Below are 20,355 nucleotides of genomic sequence, written 5' to 3'. Positions count from 1 at the left end.
GAGGATACCGATGGGCCAGGCCGTTCCCGCGTCCCGGTCATAACGTCTCACCATGCTCGATTTCCACCGGCCGGACCGGGTGGCGACGCCCGTGACGGGAGAACGACGCGCGGCGTGGCGAGATGGGCTGGCGCGGGGAAGGCGCGATGGTGAGGCGGAAGCCGGGAACCACGGCGTCCTGTCCGGCTGGGTGCGGTGGTCGCTGGTGGCGGGGTTGATTGTGTTCGCGCCGGTATGCGCCGAGTGCCTTCTCGGCTACGACGAGTCCATCGGCGACCCTGTGGCGTTGGTGGCCGGCTTGCTGCCGGCCGCGTACCGCCTCAACCGGCCGGCGCGAAACGGTGGGTGATCAGATGCTGACGGTTCGCGGCGTCTCCGATCTCGTCGACGATGTGCCCCCCGACGCGGTCGCGCATGACCTGCGCGTGCTCCACGACCAGCTGTACTGCACCGCCGTGATGCTGATCGGGATCGACGACCGACAGCTGATCCACGCTGCCGAGCAAGCCCTGAACATCGGCCTGGAGATCTGGATACGGCCACACCTGAGCGACCGGCCCCGGTCCGAGGTGCTGACGCACTTGGAGCGCGTCGCCACGGCCGCCGAACGCCTGCGCACAGGGCATCCCGATCGAGTGACCTTGCTGGTCGGCAGCGAGTTCTCCCACACCGCCCCGGGGATCGTGCCCCTTCCCTGGTCCTACCTGCGGCTGCTGGCGATCCTGCGGGCCCGCCGTCTGCTGCGCCGCCGCATCACCCGCAAGCTCGACGCCTTCCTGGACCGGGCGGTGCGGAGCGCGCGGCGGACCTTCCACGGACCGGTCGGCTACTCGGCCGCCGCCTGGGAGCAGGTTGACTGGTCCCGCTTCGACGTGGTCGGAGTCAGCCTCTACCGGTCGGGGACCGACCACGCGGGCTATGAACGCCGCCTGCGGTCACTGGTGCGCGACCATGCCAAGCCGGTGGTCATCACCGAGTTCGGGTGCGGCGCGTTCGCAGGAGCCGACCGGCGTGGGCCTGGCTCGTTCCGTATCGTCCGCTGGTTCGCCGGGCAACCGACGATCCGGGGGGACCATCCGAGGGACGAGCGCACGCAGGCGGCCTACCTCGGCGAGTTGATCGACCTCTACCGGACGGCGGGCGTTCACGGGTGCTTCGTCTTCACCTTCGCCATGCGGGGGTTTCCGCACCGCGAGGACCCGCGACTCGATCTCGACAAAGCCGGGTTCGGCATCGTGAAGGTGACGGAAGGCGATCCGGCGGCCTGGACGCCCAAGGCGGCCTTCCACGAGGTGGCGCGCCGCTACCGCCGCTAGCCGCGTGCTGTGCTGTGGGCCGGCGGCACGCCCCGGGAGGGCGGTCGATGATAGTTATCACGGACGGTTCGTGTTAGTTGTTTCTACCGCCGAAGGTCGTCGCGGGCGAGTCTGGTGCTGCAACGAAGGGGCAGCGAGCAGTCCAGATGCCCGCTGCCACTCCCGTCGGATCCCGGCCCGTGGGCCGGGGCGGAAGGAGAGTGGCCCGATGGCCGAAAGTCTCTACATTCTCGGCGACGACGACCGCAAGAAGTTCGCCAGGCTGATCGCCGCCGCGTGGTCGGAGAGCGAGGTCAAGAGCCGTTACGGTCGCGAGCCTCGGCTGATGCTGGCCGAGTACGGCATCGCCTACCCCGAGGGCGTGGCCACGCCACCGCTGCCCCCCAAGCCCGCCGGCGAGTTCAGCGTCGAGGAGCTCGAGGTCGCGGCCGGCACCGAGGCTCCGGCCGACGGCTGCTTCGGCTCGGTGAGCTCGATCAGCACCGTCGGCGGCTGCCTGGGCACCGCCTCCACCTACGGCTGCGGCATGGAAGCCCAGGCCTGAGCGCTCTCGTCAGCGCACGCTCGAGAGTTCTCGCGTAGGCGCAGCTTGAGCGATCCCGTAAGCGCTCGCTCGAGCGGTCTTGGACACGCACGCTTGAGCGGTCTTGGACGCGCACGCTTGAGCGATCTTGGAGGTGCGGCCCTGTATGGGCGCCCCCACCAGGACCTCCGCCGTGGCACCCGGCCGGCCCGCCGCCGCTGAGTGCCACGGCGGACCTGACGCCGCCGGCCCGCCGTCCTCCACGGCGGGCCGGACGGCGCTCACGGACCTGACGCCACCGGGCCGCCGTGCTCCACGGCGGGCCGGACGGCGCTCACGGATGCGCGGAAAGCCGTCTGCGAAAGGCGCCTCGAAGGCGCCATGGAAAGCCCTTTGCGAAAAGCGTCCGGTGATGCGTTGCCTTCGCCGGAATCGGTTGCCATGATCCGTTTGTGACCCAGACAGGGGTTCCGAGATCGAGGGTGGCCGTTCGCGCGCCGCTGGAGGTGCGGCTCGGCCGCGCCGCGATCGTGGCGTTCGGCCTGTACCTGATGAGCCCCACGTTCGTGCACTACATCGAGGACTCGCGTTCCTGGCAGGTCCCCGGTGTCATCCTGGCGACGGCGGTCGTCGCGCTCTACATCGCGGCCGGCTGCACCGGCCCGCGCGGGCCCTGGCACCGGTGGGCGGTGGGGGTGATGGCGCTCCTGGTGTACCTGCCCTTGCCGCTGCTGGGGGAGTGGTGGGCCGCGTCGGCCGTCTTCCTGGCCGCCATGGCGCTCGGACTGCTCCCGCGGCCCTACAACCTCCCGGTGTTCCTGCTGGTGGCGATCGCCGAGACGTTCAAGTCGATGTCACTCGGCGACGATCTGGCGGGAGGCCTGTCCTGGACGCTGTCGGTCTCGGTGGCGGCCATCCCCCTGGCCGGGCTGACGCATTTCGCCGAGACGGCGAGGCTCCTCTACGCGACCAGGGCCGAGTTGGCGGCGGTCGAGGTGGCGGCGCAGCGCGTGCGGGCGATGAGCGAGCTGGAGGGCATCCTCGGCAGCCGTCTCGACGCCATCGCCGGCCAGGGCCGCAGGGTCCTCGACGGCGTGGACGGCGAGTCCGACGTCGTCAAGAAGGAACTGGGCCGCATGCTCGACATGGCCCGCGAGGCTCAGCGAGAGATGCGAGGGTTCGCGCATCGGGAGCAGCGGCTCCTATCGGGAAAGCCGGATTACCAGAAGTGATGAACGTCACGATATGTCGGTGTTAGTTGTTTCTGGCGTGCTTTGCCGCTGATCGCGAATGTGGACCTCATAGGCGGCCGACCCCCCCTGACCTACCCGGAAGCGCGGACCAGCGGTGTCCGTGACTCCCGGGGCCTCACCAACGAGGTGACCTCATGCTGGAAGAACCACCCCTGACCCCGGAGCTGCGGGCGCAGCTCGCCCGATTCGTCGCACGCGCCTGGTCCGACGAGTCGATCAGGCTGGAGTTCGAACGCGACCCGCGCGCCGCGCTCGCGGACGCGGGCGTCGACTGGCCGCGAGAGCTGCCCCCGCCCGATCTGCCCGCCCAGCCCGGCCACGCCATCGACCTGGAGAGCCTCGAATCGTCCGCGGGCGGCGCCCTCGGCACGATCGGCACCGTGAGCTGCCCGACCGGATGCTTCTCCGGCGCGCAGAACTGACGACTTCGCATGATCCAGGTGGGGCGGTGGGCAGTCCAGATGCCCACCACCCCACCCGAAAGAGCATCTCACAAACCCGCGGCGGGAGGACTTTCGATGACGGTGGACACGACCGGGTGGGACACCGCCCAGCGCAGAGCGTTCGGCGAGTTGACCGCGAAGACGTGGCTCGACGCCGAGCTGCGGCAGCGTTACGAGCGCGAGCCCTTGGTGGTGCTGGCCGAGTTCGACATCCGGCTGGCCGAGGGATCCGTCGCCCCGGTGCTGCCACCGGAGCCCGGCGACGAGCTGGTCATCGAGATCCTCGACGGGAACGAGGCCCCGCCGCCTCCTCCGTGCCTGCTCAGCCTCTGCTTCTGCCTGCAGTACTCCCCTGGGAGAGATCCCCGATGACCATGACCGCGGTGGAGGCGCCCGGAGGCGAGCGCATCGACCAGCTCGTCTCCACGGTGCGGACCAAGGCGTGGCTCGCCGCGGTCGCGCTCATCCTGGTGGCGGCCTGCGCGGCGAGCTGGGCCTGGTTCGGGCAGGTGCGAGACGTGGTGACCGGCACGGGCGTGCTCGTCGTGGGGGGCGGGCCCGTGCCGGTGACCGCATCGGTGTCCGGCAGCCTCGCCGAGGTCCTGGTGCGTCCGGGCCAGGAGGTGACCCCCACGACGCCGCTGGCCGTGCTCGCCGACGCGCGGGGACGCAGGCACGTCGTGACCGGCACGGCGAGCGGCCGGGTGCTGCGCACGGCCGCCCCCGGCACCCCCCTGGCGGCGGGCGGCGCCGTCGCGGCCGTCGATCCGGCCGCCGGACCCCTGCGGGCACTGCTGCTCGTCGGCAGGGAAAGGCTCGGCGCGCTCGCCCCCGGCCAGCCGGTCGCCTTCGCCGGCGACGGCGCGGGCGCGGGCGCGTTGCGGGGCCGGGTCAGCGCCGTCGATCCCTACCCCGCCTCGGGCGAACTGCTGCGCCCGCTGTTCGGCGAGGCGCTGCGGGCGGACGGGCGGTACCTGGTGACCGTCGACGTCGACGGGCAGGCCTGGCCGGGCGCGACGCTCACCCCGGTGTCCGGCGAGATCACCGTCGCCGTCGTCCGGCCGGTGGACGCCCTGTTCAACGGAGGCCGTCGTGGGTGAGCGCCCGGCGACGACCAGGCGAAGGCCCGTGCGCACCGAGCGCCGGCCGCAGATGGAGGACGCCGACTGCGGGCCCGCCTGCCTCAGCACGATCTTCGCCCACCACGGCCTGCGCGTCCCCCTGCACCAGATCAGGGAGCGCTGCGGCGTGGGCAGGGACGGGCTCACCGGGGCCGGGCTCAAGGCGGCGGCCGAGGAGTACGGCTTCACCATCGGCGGCTGGCGGGTGGAGGCCGACGAGCTGGAGACCTTTCCCGTCCCATCAATGATCTTCGTCGACCAGCGGCACTACGTGGTGCTGGAAGGCATGCGCAAGCGGTGGGCCTACCTCAATGACCCCGCCGTGGGCAGGATCCGGCTGAGCAGGGAGGAGTTCCGGCGGCGATTCAGCGGAATCGTGCTGGTTCCGCGCCCGGGCGAGGGCTTCACCCCAGGAGGGGCGCGCTTCCCCATGGCCCGCTCGGCGCTGGCGAAAGTGCGGCCGTATTTGTCCGCGCTCCTGGCCGTCGCCGTCATGGCCTTCATGCTGGCCCTGCCCGCGGCGGTCACCGCGCTGCTCACCCGGCTGCTGCTCGGCAAGGTGCTGATGGCGGGCGACGCCGCCTGGTCGGCGCCCGTGCTGCTGGGGCTGCTCGGCTGCGTCGGCTTCACCCTGGCCGGCGTGTGGGCGCAGCAGCGGCTGCTCGCGGCCGTGCAGATGGCGATGGCGGCCGACCTTTCCGGCCGCTACGTGTGGCGGATGCTGAGGCTGCCCGGCGACCACTTCCACCGGCGGACGACCGGGGGCCTGGTCACCAGGACGTCCTTCGGCGCGGGCCTCGCCCTGCTGCTGTCGGACCGGGTCGCGGCCGCGATCGCGGCGCTGCTCACCATGGTGGTGCACTCCTCGATCCTGTTCGCCTTCCACCCGGCCTTCGCGGCGGTCGCCGCGCTGCTGGCGGCGGTCAACCTGGTGGCGATGCGCGCGGTCAGCCGCCGCACCGCCCCGCACCAGCAACGGCTGATCTTCGACGAGCACCGCAGGGACGGGATGGCCTTCAACGGCGTCTCGATGGCCGAGTCGCTGAAGGCCGACGGCGCCGAGGGCTGGTTCTTCGCCAAGTGGGCGGGGCTGTCGGCGCGGACCATGTCGGCGACCCAGGAGCTGATGCGGGTCACGCAAGGGCTGATGGTGGTGCCCGCCGCGCTCGGCTCGCTCGCCGGGGCCACCATGGTGATCACCGGGGCGGTGCTGATGGCCCGCGGCGAGGTCACCATGGAGACCGTCATCGCGGCGCAACTGCTCGTCGGCGCCTTCCTCGTGCCGATGTCCTCGCTGGTGGGGGTCGGCGCGGAGGCGCAGGTCGTGGTCGCGCAGACCAGCATGCTCGACGACGCGCTCTGCGCCGAGCCCGACCCCCGGCACGCCGAGCCGCCCCGCGCCCCCGAGGGCGCCGGCGGCCTGCGCGGCCTGGTGGAGTTCGACGAGGTCACCTTCGGCTACGACCGCCAGCACGGCCCGGTGATCGAGGGGCTGTCGTGGCGCGCCGAGCCCGGACGGCGCATCGCCATCGTCGGCCGCACCGGCAGTGGCAAGTCCACGGTCGCCCGCCTGCTCACCGGGGCGGTCACGCCGTGGTCGGGGCAGATCAGGTTCGACGGTGTGCCGCGGGAACAGACGCCCCGGGAGACGCTCAGCACCTCGATCGGCTACGTCGAGCAGAACCTGCAGGTGTTCGAGGGCACGGTGGCCGACAACCTCACGCTCTGGGACCCGACGGTCCCGGCGTACCGGCTGCGCAGGGCGGTCGGCGACGCGTGCCTGGCCGAGGTGGTCCACCGCAGGGGCGGGCTGTCGGGCGGCTGGGTGGAGGAGCGGGGACGCAACCTGTCGGGCGGCGAGCGGCAGCGCCTGGAGATCGCCCGGGCGCTCGCGCTGTCCCCGTCGGTGATGGTGCTGGACGAGGCCACCAGCGCGCTGGACGCCGAGACCGAGGCCATGGTGGACGCCAACCTCAAGGCCAGAGGCTGCACGTGCGTGGTGATCGCCCACCGGCTCAGCACCGTGCGCGACAGCGATCTGATCCTCGTGCTCGACCGCGGCAAGGTCGTCCAGCGCGGCACCCACGCCGAGCTGATCGCCGAGCCCGGCCCTTATCGCACGCTCGTCGAGGAAGCCGCATGAACGGACACCCCCTCAGTGACAACGGCGCGAACGGGCACACCCGCGGCGACGACCGGCCTTCCCCGCGCGACGCCGGCGGGGACGGCCGTCCCGGCGGCGACGCCATGACGGGCGGGGGCGCACGCGGCGACGGCCGCATGGCCGGCTACCCCGTCAGCGAGATCGAGCTGATCGACCCCTACGCCTGCTGGCTGGTGGTCAGCGGCTCGGTCGACGTGCTGCTGGCGCCCGCGGACGGCCAGGGGCCGCGGCGCCGCGTCGTGCGGGTGGAGACCGGGCAGGTCATGCACGGGTTCGCGGCGACCGACCCGCCGCGCGGCTACACGGTCACGGCCTCCCCGGCCGAGGGGACGTCGGTGCGCCGCGTCCGCAGGGACGCGGGCGCGCTGTCGGCCTGGACCCACCGCCTGGCGCAGGCGGGCCCGGACGGCGCGGGCGGCCCCCGCCGCCCCGGCGCCGCGCAGGACCCGCCGGGCCACCGCGAGCTGCGCGCGCTGCACCGCGGGGCGCTGGCGCAGGTGCTGCTGCTGGCCGAGGCCGAGGAGGCCGACAGGGACAACTGGCGCGCGGCCAGGGTGGCGGCCACCGGCGAGACGCTGCGGCGGTCCTTCGTGGACGTCGGCGTCGCCGCCGGCGCGCCACCCTCTCCTGACCGGCCGCGGACCGGCGCCGAGCACGCCGTGAAGGTCGTCAAGGCGCTCGGTGACCACTGCGGGTTCGCGGCGCGGGACTTCGGTCCTGCGTCCGGCGACCCGCTGGGGGCGGCCCCGGACGCAGGCCCAGCGTCCGGGGATCCGCTCGGCGCGGCGCTGGACGCCGCCAGGGTCAGGCACCGCCGGGTGCGGCTGGAAGGGCGGTGGTGGCGTACGGCGACCGTCCCCATGGTCGGCTTCACCCGGGAGGGCGGGCGGCCGGTGGCGCTGCTGCCGCACCGGGGCGGCTACCGCGCCGCGGACCCCGCCTCGGAGCCGTGCCGGGTGACCGAGGCCGTGGCCGCGGGCCTCGCCCCGGACGCCTGGCAGGTCTACCCGCCCCTCGGCGAGGGCCTCGCCTCGCCTCTCGCCCTGCTCAGGTTCGGCCTGCGCGGCGCGGGCCGCGAGCTGGGCTGGCTGGTCGCGGCCGGCGGCGGCGCCGCGCTGCTCGCGCTCGGAGTCCCCCTGTTCACCTTCACGCTGCTGCGGTCGGCGGCCGACCCGGCCGACCGGCCGGCGATGGCCTGGATCGCGGTGATCATCGCGGGGATGGTGTGCGCGGGGGCCCTGCTGCTCGCGCTGCGCAACTCGCTGCTCGTCCGCGTGCACGGCCGCCTGCAGGAACGGCTCGAACCCGCCGTCTGGAGCCACCTCATCTCCCTGGACCTGCCGTTCTTCAACCGCTACTCCACAGGCGAGCTGGTCCAGCGGGCCAACGCCGTCTCCGACATGCGAAAGTCGCTCGGCGAGGCCGCGGTCAACTCGCTGCTCGGCGGCATGTTCTCGCTGCTCGGCCTGCTGGTGCTGGTCGCCGTGGACTGGCGGCTGGCCCTGGTCGCGCTGGGAGGGGTGGCGGCGCTGCTCGCCGTGCTGGCCGGGCGCGCGGTCCGCCAGCAGCGGCACGAGCTGGTCATGCACGAGCAGTACGGGAAGATCTACTCCCTGCTGTACGCGTGCCTCGGCGCGATCGACAAGATCCACGTGGCGGGCCGCGAGGCCCAGGTGTTCGGGCTGTGGTCGCGGCTGTTCGCCACCCAGCAGCGCGCCGCCGCGGCGGCCCAGCGCGAGCGGGCGGTCTCGGCGGCGATCGGCGCCTCGGCGCAGCCCGCGCTGCTGCTCCTGCTGGCGGTCACGGGGCTGGCCCTGGGCGTGCCCGCGGCGTCCTTCGTCATCGCCGCCGTGGCGCTCGGCCAGTTCGTGCTCGCGCTCGGCCAGATGAACAGGGCCGTGGAGGCGGGCTTCGCCCTGCTGCCGAGGTTCGAGCGGCTGCGGCCGGTGCTGGAGCGGGCGGCCGAGACGCCGCCGGGCGCCAAGGACCCGGGCGAGCTGACCGGCCTGGTAAGGCTCGCCGGGGTCTCCTTCGCCTACCCGGGCACCGCGATGCGGATCCTCGACGACGTCTCGATGGTGTTCCGGCCGGGTGAGTTCGTCGCCGTCGCCGGCCCGTCGGGCGCGGGCAAGTCCACGCTGGTGCGGCTGCTGCTCGGCTTCGAGCCTCCCCGCACCGGCCAGGTGCTCTACGACGGCGGCGACGTGCGCGACCTCGACCTGCGCCGGGTGCGCACCCAGGTGGGCGTGGTGATGCAGCAGGCCAGAGTGCTGCGGGGCTCGATCATGGAGAACATCATCGGCGACGTGCCCGGCGCGGTGGAGGAGGACGCCTGGCGGGCGGCCCGCCTGGCCGACCTCGACGGCGACATCGCCGCGATGCCCATGGGCATGCACACGGTCGTCGGGGAGGACAACGCGTCCTTCTCCGGAGGCCAGCTCCAGCGGCTGCTCATCGCCAGGGCGCTGGTCAAGCGCCCGCGGATCCTCATCCTCGACGAGGCGACGAGCGCCCTGGACAACCACACGCAGGCGCTGGTCAGCCGGAGGATCGCCGAGCTGGACATCACCCGCATCGTGATCGCGCACCGGCTGAGCACCATCAGGTCGGCGGATCGGATCTACGTACTCGACCAGGGCAGGGTCGTCGCCGACGGCCCCTTCGAGGAGCTGATGGACCAGAACCCGCTCTTCGCCCGAATGGTCCGCCGACAGGAGGTCTGAGATGACGGTCTCGGTTCACCCCGGGTACGCCGAAGCGCAGGGCGAGGGCCTGCTCGCCGTGCCGGGCGGGGACGAACGGCTGATAGCCGTGCTGGCCGCGGCCGCGCCCTTCCCCGAACGCGTGTCGGGGAAGTTCTTCGTCCCCGTCGCCGGGCGCAGCCCGCGGCAGGCCTCCGAGCGCACCAGACGCTGGCTCAAGGCCGCCGTCGGCGACGACGAGGACGCCAAGCGGGCGCTGCTGCACCACCGCAGGCGCTCCGGCCGCGACCTCGGCGCCGGGCTCGTCGACGTACGGCTCGCCGACCCGCGCAGGCTCCCCGACTGGGGGTACGCCCTGGTGGACTTCCTGCTCGCCCAGCCGCCCACCGCCGCGGCCGACCCCGCGTCCGGCCGGCCCGGCTCCCCGTTCGTCGCGTTCAGGCGGGCGGTGAACCGGCTGGTCGACATCAAGGACGGGACGGTGCGCGGCGTGCCCGTCACCGCCGAGGCGTGCGAGGACATCGCGGGACAGCTCGTCGAGCGCCTGACGCAGGTCTGCTTCTCGGGCTTCGCGTTCGAGGCGCAGCTCGCCGGCACCGCCAACGACGTGTCCGCCTGGCTGCAGAGCCCGGGCCTGGACGTCAGCCAGGCGGGCTGGCTCGACCGGCTGGAGACCCTGCCCGGCCTCGCCTACGTCATGGGCACGACCTGCCTGCAGTGGAGGCGCGTGGTCCACGAGCTGTTCGACCGGCTGAACGCCGACCTGCCGGAGCTGCGCAGGACGCTGTGGGGGTGGGCCGCTCCCGGCCCGGTCACCGGGTACTCCGGCGACTCCGGCGACCCGCACGACCACGGCAGGGTGGTCACGCTGCTCACCTTCGCCTCGGGCGAGCGGGTGGTCTACAAGCCCAAGGACCTGCGCTCGGTGGTCGGCCTGATGGACGTGTGCGCCCTGCTGAACAACCACGGGCTGCCGCTCGCCCTGCACACCCGCAAGGTCGTCCTGCGCGGCGCCTACGGCTGGGAGGAGTACGTCACCGCCGAGCCCGCCGCCGACGAGGACGGCGTCCGCCGCTACTACACGCGCCTCGGCATGCTGGCCAGGCTGGCGCAGTTCCTGGAGTGCCGCGACCTGTGGGCGGACAACCTGGTCGCCAAGGGGGACACGCCGGTCTTCATCGACCTGGAGAACGTCCTGCAGGCCCGCATCAGCAAGCCGTCCCTCATCGGCGACCGCATCCGGTCCCTGTGGGGGAAGGTCGAGGAGACGGTGGCCAAGACCGCCGTCATCAGCTTCCCCCGGGTGATCGCGGGCGGCGTCCAGGCGCAGGACATCGGCTGCATGGCAGGGCTGCAGGAGCAGATCGCGCGGAACTCCACGGGGTACCCGCTCGGCTGGGAGGCGCCCCCGTACCGGCCCACCTGGGGCGCGGGTGAGCTGGCCGACCCCAGCCGCTACGCCGACGAGGTGGCCGAGGGCTACCGGCTGATGCAGGCCTGCCTCGCGCGCAACCAGGAGCTGCTGGCAGACGCGCGCGGCCCGCTGGCGCTGCTGAAGGACGCCCCGGTCCGCTACATCTGGCGCAGCACCTTCGACTGCGTCGACCTGCTCGGCATGAGCCTGAGCCCCGGGGCGCTGATCGACGGGATGGCCAGAGAGGTCGCCCTGGCCCACCTGTTCCGCAGCGCCAGGGAGACGCTGCGGCGTGACCCGGGGCGCGAGGACATCCTGGAGATCGTCGAGCAGGAGATCGACGCGTTCCGCCGGATGGACGTCCCGCTGTTCGTCTCCAAACCCGGGTCGGACTCGGTGTTCACCCCCGACGACGTCGAGATCCCCGGCCACTTCTCCGGCACGGCCTGGCAGCGGCTCCAGGACCGTCTCGCCGACCTGGCGGGGTTCCCCGTGGACGAGCACCTCGCCGTTCTGGAGACCTGCCTTGACTTCACCGGCGCCGGCGAGCTGCCCGCGTCATTCCCCGGCGCCGGGCCCCGGCCCCGCACGGTGCGCGAGATCGGCCTGCACCTGTACGAGCTGTCGGGCCGCCGGGAGGAGCCGCAGGGCGAGGTGCTGCTCGCCCGCGCGGGCGAGCTGGCCGACCAGGTGCTCGCCACCGCCGTCCCGCTCGGCTCGCCCGCGGGCGGGCCCGCCGGCGAGCGGTCGGGCTGGATCGGCGTGGTCACCTACCCCGCGCACGGGCTGGACCAGATCGAACCCCTGCACGGCGACCTGCTGACCGGCACCGCGGGCCTGGCCGTCTTCCTCGCCGAGCTGTACGCCACCACCGGCGCCCCCCGCCACTGGACGGCCGCGCAGGACGCGCTGGACGCCTCGGCCGAGTTCGCGACGCTGTCCACCCGCTCGGCCGTCTACCGCAGGATGTGCGGGGCGCTCGCTCCCGTCGGGGCCTTCGTGGGGATCGGCTCGGCGATCTACGCGCTGAGCCGCTGCGGCGCCACACTGGCCGACCCCAGGCTGGTCGAACGGGCGGCCGAGCTGGTGCCGCTCGCCGAGGCCGAGCTCTCCCGCCCCACGTCGGCCGAGCCCGTCCTCGGCAGGGCCGGGCTGCTGCTGGCCCTGCACAAGCTGCGCGAGGCCTCGCCCACGGCGGTCCCCGCGGCCGAAGCCCTCGCCGGGCGGCTGCACGAGGAACTGCTGGCCGAACTGGCCTCGGGCGTCGCGGCTCGCCCGCCCTACCCGCCGGGGGTGCTCGCGCTCGAAGGGCTGCCGACCGGGCAGGACGGGCTGGTGTGGTCGCTGGCCGTCAGCGCGGCCGCGCTCGGCAGGACCGGCGCCGCCTCCGGCCCGCTGCTGGCGCACCGGTTCGGCCTCGGCACGCCCGGCTCGCTGCTGGCCGCCGTCGCCACGGCCCACCTGGTCACCGGCGAGGTCCCCGGCGCCCTGCGGGAGCGGGTGGCCAGGTACTGCGCGCCCGACGCCGGACGCTCGTGCGCGCGGCTCGTGGTGGACGCCGAGGTGGCGCTGCACACCGCCCGCCTCACCGGAGAGGAGGCCCTGGAGCGGTCCGCGCGGGGGCTGGCCGCCGAGCTGCTGCGCCGCAGGGACCACACCGGCCGCTGGTTCGCCGACCGGCGGCGCGCCGACCGCCTCGCGCTGTCCGCCGTCAACGGGCTCGCCGCGGCGGGGCTCACCCTCCTGCGGCTGGCCGACGACCAGGTCGCCTCGCTCCGCCTCGTGCACTGATCCGAAGGGAACGCCATGGACGCCCGACCAGCTTTTCGCCGCCACTTCAGGGTGGAGGTCATCGAGGGAGAAGGGGTCTTCCTGATCTCCGAGCGCGACACCCACGTCCTCACCGGCCGGTCGATCGAGGCGGTGGCGGGTCTGCTCGACGGCAAGCACACCGTCCACGACATCCTGGTCGCGGTGGAGCCGGACGTCCCGCCGGAGAACGTCTACTACGTGCTGCAGACGCTCCGGCAGCGCGGTCTCGTGGTCGACGTCACCGAGGACCTGGACCGGGGGACGGCCGCCTTCTGGGAGATGGCGGGGCGCGACGGGCAGGAGGCGGTGGCCGCGGTGCGGGCCGCGCGGGCCGAGGTGCTGACCATCGGCGACGTGCCGGGCGAGGAGCTCCGGCGGCTGCTGGCGGAGGAGGGGGTGCGCGTCACCGGCCCGGGGGAGGGGGCGGCGCTGACCGTCGTGCTGACCGACGACTACCTGCGCCCTGAACTGGCGGAGATCAACAGGACGCACCTGGCGGACGGGCGGCCGTGGCTGCCGGCCCGCACGGTGGGCCCCGTCCTGTGGATCGGGCCCGTCTTCCAGCCGGGGACCGGCGGAGGCTGCTGGCGGTGCCTGTCGCAGCGGCTGGAAGGGCACAGGCAGGCGCTGGCGTACCTGGAGGACAGGCTGCGCAGCAAGCCGCTGGCGCTGCCCGCCGCCGACCTGCCGCTCACCCGCGGCGCGGGCGTCCGCCTGGTCGCGGCCGAGGCGGTGAAATGGCTGGCGGGGACGAGGAACGCCGCGCAGCGAGATGTGATCACCTTCGACACCATGCAGCTCGGCGCCACCCGCCATGAGCTGCGCCGCAGGCCGCAGTGCCCCGAGTGCGGCGACGCGGGCATGATGACCGCGATCGCCGGGTCGCCGGTCGAGCTGGGCCCGCGGCCCAAGACCTTCACCGCCGACGGCGGCCACCGCGCGCGCCACCCCGAGGAGACCGCCGAACGGTACGTCCACCTCGTCAGCCCCGTCACCGGCGTCGTCCGGGAGCTCGCCAAACTGGAGACCGGAACGCCGTTCGTCAAGACGTACATGGCGGGGCACAACTTCGCCCGGCAGGTCCGCGACCTCGGGTCGCTGCGCAAGGGCCTGCGCAGCCAGAGCGCCGGCAAGGGCATGACCGACCTGCAGGCGAAGGTCAGCGCCATGTGCGAGGCCATGGAACGCTACTCGGGCATCTTCCAGGGCGACGAGGCCAGGCGGCGGGCGAGCCTGCGGGAGCTCGGCGCCGACGCCGTCCACCCGAACGCCTGCTCGCTGTACAGCGACACCCAGTACCGCACCCGCCACGAGGCCGGCGGGACCTCCAGCTACTCCTTCGTCAACGACCCTCTCGACGAGGACGCCGCGATCGAGTGGACGCCCGTGTGGTCGCTGACCGAGCGGCGGCACAAGTACCTGCCCACCGGCTACCTGTACTACTACTACAACGACGGCCAGGCGACCGGCCCGCTCTACGCCTGGGCCGACTCCAACGGCAACGCCGCCGGCTCCTCCCTGGAGGACGCCGTCCTGCAGGGCTTCATGGAGCTCGCCGAGCGGGACGCGGTGGCCGTCTGGTGGTACAACCGCCTGCGCAGGCCCGCCTTCGACCTCGCCACCTTCGCCGACCCGTGGATGGACGAGTTCCAGGAGGTCTACGCCGGCCTCGGCCGCGACCTTCACGTGCTCGACCTCACCAACGACCTCGGCGTCCCGGTGGCCGCCGCGGTCAGCCGCCGACTCCACGGGCCGACCGAGGACATCATCATGGCCTTCGGCGCCCACTTCGACGCGCGCATCGCCGTCCAGCGCGCCCTGGCCGAGCTGAACCAGTTCATCCCCGCGGTCATCGACGTGGGCCCGGACGGCGTCACCCGTTACCGGTTCCCCGACCCCGACCAGATCGACTGGTGGACGAACGCGCGCGTCGCCGACCATCCCTACCTGTCGCCGACCATGCCCGCCGTGCCCGCGTCCGCCTACGCCCGGCCCGCCACCGCCGACCTGCTCGACGACGTCGAGGCGGCCCGCGCGCTGGTCGAGGAGCGCGGCATGGAGATGCTCGTGCTCGACCAGACCCGGCCCGACATCGGCCTGCCGGTCGTCAAGGTGATCGTGCCGGGAATGCGCCACTTCTGGCGCCGGCTCGCTCCCGGCCGCCTCTACGACGTGCCCGTCCGGCTCGGCTGGCTCGCCGAGCCCACCCCGGAGGAGCGGATGAACCCCATCACGATGTTCCTGTGACCGGCCCGGCGCCCATGCCCATGGTGGGCCTGCGCGAGGACGCCGTCGTCGACGCGGCGGACGGCGTGGTGACCATCACCCAGCCCTTCGGCGCGGTCACCCTGCGCGGCGTCCCGCGGGCCGTCGAGTCGCTGCTGCGCGAGCTGCCCGGCACGCTGGCCGGCGAGGACGACCTGGCCGAACGGCTGCTGGCGGCCGGCGGGACGAGTCAGGAGGCCGCCGTGCTGTACCTGACGCTGTCGCGGCTGCACCCGGTGCTCGTCCACGCGGTCGAGCCGCTGCTGCGGGTGGCGCCCATCGCCCGCGACGCCGGGTTCCGCCTGCCCGCCCTCACCCCCCAGGACACCGTGAGCCTGTCGAGGTTCGCGTTCGTCCGCAGGTCCGAACAGGGGCTCGTCCTTGAGTCCCCGATGTCCCGGCACCGCGTCACCCTCACCGAGGACGCCATGCCGCTGCTCGCGGCGCTCGCCCGCCCGGTCCTGGTGAAGGAGGCGCCCGAGGCGCTCGCCCATCTCGTCGCCGCCGGCATGGCGTTCGCCGGTGACGCCGAGGAACGCGACCCCGCGCTGCGGGCGTGGGACTTCCACGACCTGCTCTTCCACTCGAGGAGCAGGTCGGGGCGGCACGACCAGCCGTTCGGCGCCACCTTCCGCTTCGCGGACGAGCTGCCGCCGGAGCCGGCGGTCAAGCGGCCTCCCGAGGGCGCCGCGGTGGAGCTGTACGCCCCCTCCCTGGAGGAGGCCGCCGTCGCCGACCCGCCGTTCACGACCGTGCTGGAGTCGCGCAGATCGGTGCGCGAGTACGCCGCGCCGCCGACCCTCAGGCAGCTCGGCGAGCTGCTCTACCGGGCGGCCAGGGTGAAGGACGTCCACGGGCCCGTGCCCGGCAGGCCGTACGAGGCCAGCAGCAGGCCCTACCCGGGCGGTGGCGCCGCCTACGAGCTGGAGCTGTACCTCACCGTCGCCCGGTGCGAGGGCCTGGACGGCGGCGTCTACTACTACGACCCGCTCGGCCACAGGCTCGTCACCCTGCCCGCCAGGCCCGAGGACACGCGGGCGATGCTGGCCGTGGCGCGGCTGGCGACCGGCGGCCTCGCCGACCCCGACGTGCTGATCACCGTCACCTCGCGCTTCAGGCGCGTGTCGTGGAAGTACTCCGGCCTCGCCTACGCCGCCACGCTCAAGAACGTCGGCGTGCTCTACCAGACCTTCTACCTGGTGGCCACCGCGATGGGGATGGCGCCGTGCGCGCTCGGCAGCGGCGACGCCGACCTGGCCGCGCGCGCCTTCGGGCTCGACTGGGCCACCGAGTCCTCGGTCGGGGACTTCCTCATCGGCGGCGCCCCCGCCGGGTCCGGTCCGTGATGTCCGTCATGGACGGCCGGTGTCGTCTGCATCTGCCCGCCCTCGCCCGCAACCGGGATCGTGGCAGGGGAGAGACCCGGCCGCCGCACAGAACAGGAGCCCTCTGATGGCCGAGAGCATCTACATCCTCGGGGGAGAGGACCGCAAGAAGTTCGCCAGGCTGGTGGCGGCGGCGTGGGAGGACGGCGACCTGCGGGGCCGCTACGAGACCGCGCCGAGGGCCGTGCTGAGCCAGTACGGCATCGCCTACCCCGCCGGAGTGCCCACCCCGCCGCTGCCGCCCAGACCGGACGGCGAGTTCGACATCGCCGACCTGGACACGGCCGCCGGCACGTCCGCGCCCGGCTCGGTCAGCACCGTCGCCACGCTCACCTCGATGTGCGGACCCAGCGTCCCCTCCACGGTGGGCGATCCGCTGTGAACGGGCCGGTGATCGAGGTCCTGGGGCTGCACAAGCGCTATGGGAACTTCACCGCCGTGGACGGCGTCTCCTTCGAGGTCTCCGAGGGCGAGGTGTTCGCGCTCCTCGGCACCAACGGGGCGGGCAAGACCACCACGATCGAGATCCTGGAGGGCTACCTGCGCCCCTCGGGCGGCACGGTGCGGGTCTTCGGCCGCGACCCCGCCGACCGCGGCGCCCTGCGGTCCAGGATCGGCCTGGTGCTGCAGGAGTCCGGCCTGTTCGGCGACCTGTCGGCGGCCGAGACGGTGACCGCCTGGGCCAGGTTCACCTCGGGCGCCAGGCCCGTCGCCGAGGCGCTGGAACTGGTGGGGCTGTCCGGCCAGGCCTCGACCCGGGTCAAGCGCATGTCCGGAGGGGAGCGGCGCAAGCTCGACATCGCGCTGGCCACGCTCGGCAGCCCGGCGCTGCTGTTCCTCGACGAGCCGACGACGGGCCTGGACCCCGAGGCGCGGCGCAGGGTCCGCGACCTGGTCAAGGATCTCGCCGCGCGGGGGATGACGGTGCTGCTCACCACCCACTACCTGGAGGAGGCCCAGGAGCTCGCCGGACGGGTCGCCATCATGGACAAGGGCCGGATCGTCACCCAGGGCACGATGTCGGAGGTGCTCGGGCGGGGCTCGGGCCGGGTCGCCTTCGAGCTGCCCGCCGGCGCGAGCCCCGAAGGCCTGCCGGTGGGCGAGCGGGACGCGCTCACCGTGACCGGGCGGCGGTGCGTCATCGTCACCGCCGAGCCCGAGTCGGTCGCGCACTCGGTGCTCGGGTGGGCGCACGGCCGGGGAGTGCGGCTCAGCGGCCTGGACGTGCGCCAGGCCACGCTCGAGGAGGTCTTCCTCGACATCGCCGCCGCGCGGGGACAGGAGGTCAGGACGTGACCGCCTACACGCTCTCGCACTTCAGGCTGACCCAGACGCTCTTCTGGCGCACGCCCGTGTCGGTCGGCGTCGCCCTGTGCTTCCCCGTCCTGTTCGGCGGGCTGATGCCGCTGATGCTGCCAAGCGGGCAGAGGGGCGGGGCGCCCGTCGACGTCGCCATCATGACCGGCGTCATCGTGATGGGCATGGCCACCCTGGGCTTCATGACGCTGGTGGAGTCCTTCGTCATGAAGCGGCAGCTGCTGATACTCAAGAGGCTGCGCGGGACGGAGATGCCCGACCTGGCCGTCTTCGGCGGGGAGATCCTGACCGTGCTCTCGGTGGGCCTGCTCCAGCTCGCGCTGATCGTCGGCCTGGCGAACGCCGTGCACGGCGTCCCCCTTCCGGCCGACCCCGCCCTGCTGGTGGTGACGGTGCTCTCAGGGCTCGCGGTGTTCGCCGCGATGGCCATCGCGGTGAGCGGCAGGATCCCCGCCCAGGGCTCCACGGTCGTGGTGAGCCTGCCGTTCCTGCTGCTCGCCATCGGACTGTCCGGGTTCGCCTACCCGGTCTCCGCCTTCCCCGGCTGGCTGCGCACCGTGTCCTCCCTCCTGCCGTTCGGGCGGGTGGCCGAGGGGATCAGCACCGCCTACCTCGGGCGGGACTACGTGGGCCACGCGGGGTCCGGTGTGCCGCCCGAGGTGGGCGTCCTTCAAGGCTTCCTGGTCATGTGGCCGGCGTGGCTCGTGCTCGCCGCCTGGCTCGTCCTCTCCCTGCTCGCCGCGAAGAGGTGGTTCAGGTGGGAGCCTCGCAGAGGCTGAGGGGCGTCGGGCCCGGCACGGTGCGGCTGGCCCGCGCGGGCGCCGGGGCCTTCCTCGCCGGCATGGCGGCCTTCGCCGCCGTGCCGCTGGCGGAGGCGCTCGGCGCGTATCCCCCCGTCAGGGCGGCGACCGCGGTGGTGCTCATCACCGGCCTCACCGGCTGCTACCTGTGGCTGGCCGTGCGGGCCGTGCTCGACCGCGGCGGACGGTGGGACATCGCGGTGCTGGGCGGCATGTCCGCGCTCGCGGTGGCCGTGCCGTTCGCGGCCGGCCCCACCTGGGTGAGCGTGGGATTCATGCTGCCGCTCGCGTTCGGGGTCACGCTGCGGGGCTGGTGGGCGGCGGCGGGGTTCTTCGCCGCGCTCGTCGCCGGCGTCGCGCTGTCGGCGTCCCACGAGATGAGCTGGGTGCTGTTCGGCTCCCTGCAGAACCTGCTGACGGCCGGCGCGCTCGCGGGGCTGACCATCTTCGCGACGCTGCTCGGCGAGCTGCAGCGCACCCGGGAGGAGGCGGCCAAGCTCGCCATCACCGAGGAGCGGCTCAGGTTCGCCCGCGAGCTGCACGACGTGCTCGGGCACAACCTCTCGGTCATCGCGATGCGGACCGAGCTGTCCACGCGGATCCCGGCCGAGCAGATCGCGCGGCTGCGCGGCGAGCTCACGGAGATCCACGACATCGCCCGGCGCTCGCTGCACGACGTGCGGGCCGTGGTCAAGGGCTACCGCGAGATGTCGCTGGAGAGGGAGCTGAGCGGGGTGCGCCGGGTGCTGGAGACCGCCGGTGTGCGGTGCGACTTCGCCGAGCTGCCGCCGTCGCTGACGCCGGAGGTCCGCGTGGCGCTGGCCTGGGCGGTGCGCGAGGCGGCGACCAACCTGCTGCGGCACAGCGACGCCACCGTCTGCCTGCTCGGCGTCGAGACCGACGGCGACCGCGTCACGATCACCGTCGCCAACGACGGCGTACGTCCCGGGAACGGCGTCACCGCGCCCGGGGCGGCCTTCGGGGCCGACGCCGCGGCCGAGTCGACCGTCGGCGGGAGCGGCCTCGCCGGACTCGACGAGCGGCTCGCGCAGGTCGGCGGGAGCAGCGGGCGGCACATCGAAGACGGCTGGTTCACGCTGTCGCTGGACGTTCCCGGCCGCGCCATGGCGGCCGCACTGACCTCTGCTACGGGAGACGGGAAATGATCAAAGTTCTGATCGCGGAGGACCACGATCTCATCAGAGGAGCGCTGATCGCGCTGCTGTCGGAGGAGCAGGACATCCGCGTGGTCGAGGAGGTGTCCAGGGGCGACGAGATCGTGCCCGCCGTCGTCGGTTCCAGGCCCGACGTGGCCCTACTCGACATCGGGCTGCCGGGCATCGACGGCCTGGAGGCGGCGGGCCTGATCAAGCAACTGGACAAGCCGCCGCCGGTGCTGATCCTCACCAGCGTCGGAACGCCGGGGAACTTCGAGCGGGCCATGGCGGCGGGAGTGCGCGGCTTTTTGGTCAAGGACGCTCCCGCCCACCGGCTCACCGACGCCATCCGCGTGGTGGCCAGAGGGGAACGTTACATCGATCTCGACGTGGCCTCCGACGGCGCCGGGCAGGAGATCGACGCCAACCCGCTGACCGCGCGGGAGGTCACCGTGCTGGCGGCGGTCGCGGCCGGCGAGCGGGGCAGCGACCTGCGCAGCAGCTTGGGGCTGTCGGTCCACACGATCAGGAACTACCTCGCCGCGGCCAGGCTGAAGACCGGCGCCCGCAGTGACGAGGAGGCCGTGCGCATCGCGCGGGTCAACGGGTGGCTGGAGGAAAGACCGATCGCGCCCGGCGGTTGATTCGCGGCCCCGGAAGGCGTCACGATCAGTACCAGTCAT

17 protein-coding genes are annotated in these 20,355 nt (G+C 73.4%); all 17 read left to right on the top strand.

Annotated elements, in window-relative coordinates; all coding sequences use genetic code 11:
• The first annotated feature begins 52 nt into the window (after positions 1-52).
• The 17 genes from ACFO60_RS31700 to ACFO60_RS31620 all read left to right on the top strand — a co-directional run bounded on the left by ACFO60_RS31700 (position 53) and on the right by ACFO60_RS31620 (position 20,316).
• Positions 53-349: a hypothetical protein gene (locus tag ACFO60_RS31700; protein ID WP_380847742.1), complete on the top strand. Its 297-nt coding sequence runs from the start codon at positions 53-55 to the stop codon at positions 347-349.
• A 4-nt stretch (positions 350-353) separates the two neighbouring features.
• Positions 354-1,316 (top strand): hypothetical protein, encoded by a 963-nt coding sequence (locus ACFO60_RS31695; RefSeq protein WP_380847739.1) that lies wholly within the window; start codon positions 354-356, stop codon positions 1,314-1,316.
• Positions 1,317-1,524: 208 nt separating this feature from the next.
• On the top strand, positions 1,525-1,860 hold the full coding sequence (locus ACFO60_RS31690) for a hypothetical protein (protein WP_380847736.1): 336 nt from the start codon (positions 1,525-1,527) through the stop codon (positions 1,858-1,860).
• A gap of 431 nt (positions 1,861-2,291) precedes the next feature.
• Positions 2,292-3,071 (top strand): hypothetical protein, encoded by a 780-nt coding sequence (locus tag ACFO60_RS31685; protein WP_380847733.1) that lies wholly within the window; start codon positions 2,292-2,294, stop codon positions 3,069-3,071.
• Between the two features lie 155 nt (positions 3,072-3,226).
• Positions 3,227-3,514: a hypothetical protein gene (locus ACFO60_RS31680; RefSeq protein ID WP_380847730.1), complete on the top strand. Its 288-nt coding sequence runs from the start codon at positions 3,227-3,229 to the stop codon at positions 3,512-3,514.
• Positions 3,515-3,610: 96 nt separating this feature from the next.
• The gene (locus ACFO60_RS31675) at positions 3,611-3,907 is read left to right on the top strand and encodes a hypothetical protein (RefSeq protein ID WP_380847727.1); all 297 of its coding nucleotides are present in this window, start codon (positions 3,611-3,613) and stop codon (positions 3,905-3,907) included.
• On the top strand, positions 3,904-4,635 hold the full coding sequence (locus tag ACFO60_RS31670; protein ID WP_380847724.1) for a hypothetical protein: 732 nt from the start codon (positions 3,904-3,906) through the stop codon (positions 4,633-4,635). The genes ACFO60_RS31675 and ACFO60_RS31670 overlap by 4 nt, the downstream gene beginning before the upstream one ends.
• Entirely contained in the window at positions 4,628-6,799 is a 2,172-nt protein-coding gene (locus ACFO60_RS31665) for a cysteine peptidase family C39 domain-containing protein (RefSeq protein WP_380847721.1), read from the top strand. The genes ACFO60_RS31670 and ACFO60_RS31665 overlap by 8 nt, the downstream gene beginning before the upstream one ends.
• Positions 6,796-9,543 carry an ATP-binding cassette domain-containing protein gene (locus ACFO60_RS31660; protein WP_380847718.1) on the top strand — a complete coding sequence of 916 codons (2,748 nt, stop codon included), beginning with the start codon at positions 6,796-6,798 and terminating at the stop codon, positions 9,541-9,543. Before ACFO60_RS31665 ends, ACFO60_RS31660 begins: the two co-directional genes overlap by 4 nt.
• Before the next feature lies 1 nt (position 9,544).
• A complete protein-coding gene (gene lanM / locus ACFO60_RS31655) occupies positions 9,545-12,727 on the top strand; it encodes a type 2 lanthipeptide synthetase LanM (RefSeq protein WP_380847715.1) in 3,183 nt (1,060 codons plus the stop codon).
• A 15-nt stretch (positions 12,728-12,742) separates the two neighbouring features.
• Complete coding sequence (locus tag ACFO60_RS31650; RefSeq protein ID WP_380847712.1) at positions 12,743-14,995, top strand: TOMM precursor leader peptide-binding protein; 2,253 nt, start codon at positions 12,743-12,745, stop codon at positions 14,993-14,995.
• Complete coding sequence (locus ACFO60_RS31645) at positions 14,992-16,359, top strand: SagB/ThcOx family dehydrogenase (protein WP_380847709.1); 1,368 nt, start codon at positions 14,992-14,994, stop codon at positions 16,357-16,359. Before ACFO60_RS31650 ends, ACFO60_RS31645 begins: the two co-directional genes overlap by 4 nt.
• 106 nt (positions 16,360-16,465) lie before the next feature.
• A complete protein-coding gene (locus ACFO60_RS31640; protein ID WP_380847706.1) occupies positions 16,466-16,780 on the top strand; it encodes a hypothetical protein in 315 nt (104 codons plus the stop codon).
• Positions 16,781-16,788: 8 nt separating this feature from the next.
• Positions 16,789-17,694, top strand: coding sequence for an ABC transporter ATP-binding protein (locus ACFO60_RS31635; RefSeq protein WP_380847703.1), 906 nt, complete (start codon positions 16,789-16,791; stop codon positions 17,692-17,694).
• Positions 17,691-18,494 (top strand): ABC transporter permease, encoded by an 804-nt coding sequence (locus tag ACFO60_RS31630; protein WP_380847700.1) that lies wholly within the window; start codon positions 17,691-17,693, stop codon positions 18,492-18,494. The genes ACFO60_RS31635 and ACFO60_RS31630 overlap by 4 nt, the downstream gene beginning before the upstream one ends.
• Positions 18,473-19,681 (top strand): sensor histidine kinase, encoded by a 1,209-nt coding sequence (locus ACFO60_RS31625; RefSeq protein ID WP_380847697.1) that lies wholly within the window; start codon positions 18,473-18,475, stop codon positions 19,679-19,681. Before ACFO60_RS31630 ends, ACFO60_RS31625 begins: the two co-directional genes overlap by 22 nt.
• On the top strand, positions 19,678-20,316 hold the full coding sequence (locus ACFO60_RS31620; protein WP_380847694.1) for a response regulator transcription factor: 639 nt from the start codon (positions 19,678-19,680) through the stop codon (positions 20,314-20,316). Before ACFO60_RS31625 ends, ACFO60_RS31620 begins: the two co-directional genes overlap by 4 nt.
• The last annotated feature ends 39 nt before the right edge of the window (positions 20,317-20,355 follow it).

Origin of the sequence: Sphaerisporangium dianthi (genome assembly GCF_042654065.1) — a bacterium.
Taxonomy (GTDB): Bacteria; Actinomycetota; Actinomycetes; order Streptosporangiales; family Streptosporangiaceae; genus Sphaerisporangium; species Sphaerisporangium dianthi.
The sequence above is the reverse complement of the archived record's forward strand: the minus strand, read 5'-3'. Positions and strand labels throughout refer to the sequence as shown.

Coding starts and splice junctions, on each gene's coding strand:
- ACFO60_RS31700 (WP_380847742.1), top strand. CDS start 53: ATGCTCGATTTCCACCGGCCGGACCGGGTGGCGACGCCCGTGACGGGA.
- ACFO60_RS31695 (WP_380847739.1), top strand. CDS start 354: ATGCTGACGGTTCGCGGCGTCTCCGATCTCGTCGACGATGTGCCCCCC.
- ACFO60_RS31690 (WP_380847736.1), top strand. CDS start 1,525: ATGGCCGAAAGTCTCTACATTCTCGGCGACGACGACCGCAAGAAGTTC.
- ACFO60_RS31680 (WP_380847730.1), top strand. CDS start 3,227: ATGCTGGAAGAACCACCCCTGACCCCGGAGCTGCGGGCGCAGCTCGCC.
- ACFO60_RS31675 (WP_380847727.1), top strand. CDS start 3,611: ATGACGGTGGACACGACCGGGTGGGACACCGCCCAGCGCAGAGCGTTC.
- ACFO60_RS31670 (WP_380847724.1), top strand. CDS start 3,904: ATGACCATGACCGCGGTGGAGGCGCCCGGAGGCGAGCGCATCGACCAG.
- ACFO60_RS31660 (WP_380847718.1), top strand. CDS start 6,796: ATGAACGGACACCCCCTCAGTGACAACGGCGCGAACGGGCACACCCGC.
- lanM (WP_380847715.1), top strand. CDS start 9,545: ATGACGGTCTCGGTTCACCCCGGGTACGCCGAAGCGCAGGGCGAGGGC.
- ACFO60_RS31650 (WP_380847712.1), top strand. CDS start 12,743: ATGGACGCCCGACCAGCTTTTCGCCGCCACTTCAGGGTGGAGGTCATC.
- ACFO60_RS31640 (WP_380847706.1), top strand. CDS start 16,466: ATGGCCGAGAGCATCTACATCCTCGGGGGAGAGGACCGCAAGAAGTTC.
- ACFO60_RS31620 (WP_380847694.1), top strand. CDS start 19,678: ATGATCAAAGTTCTGATCGCGGAGGACCACGATCTCATCAGAGGAGCG.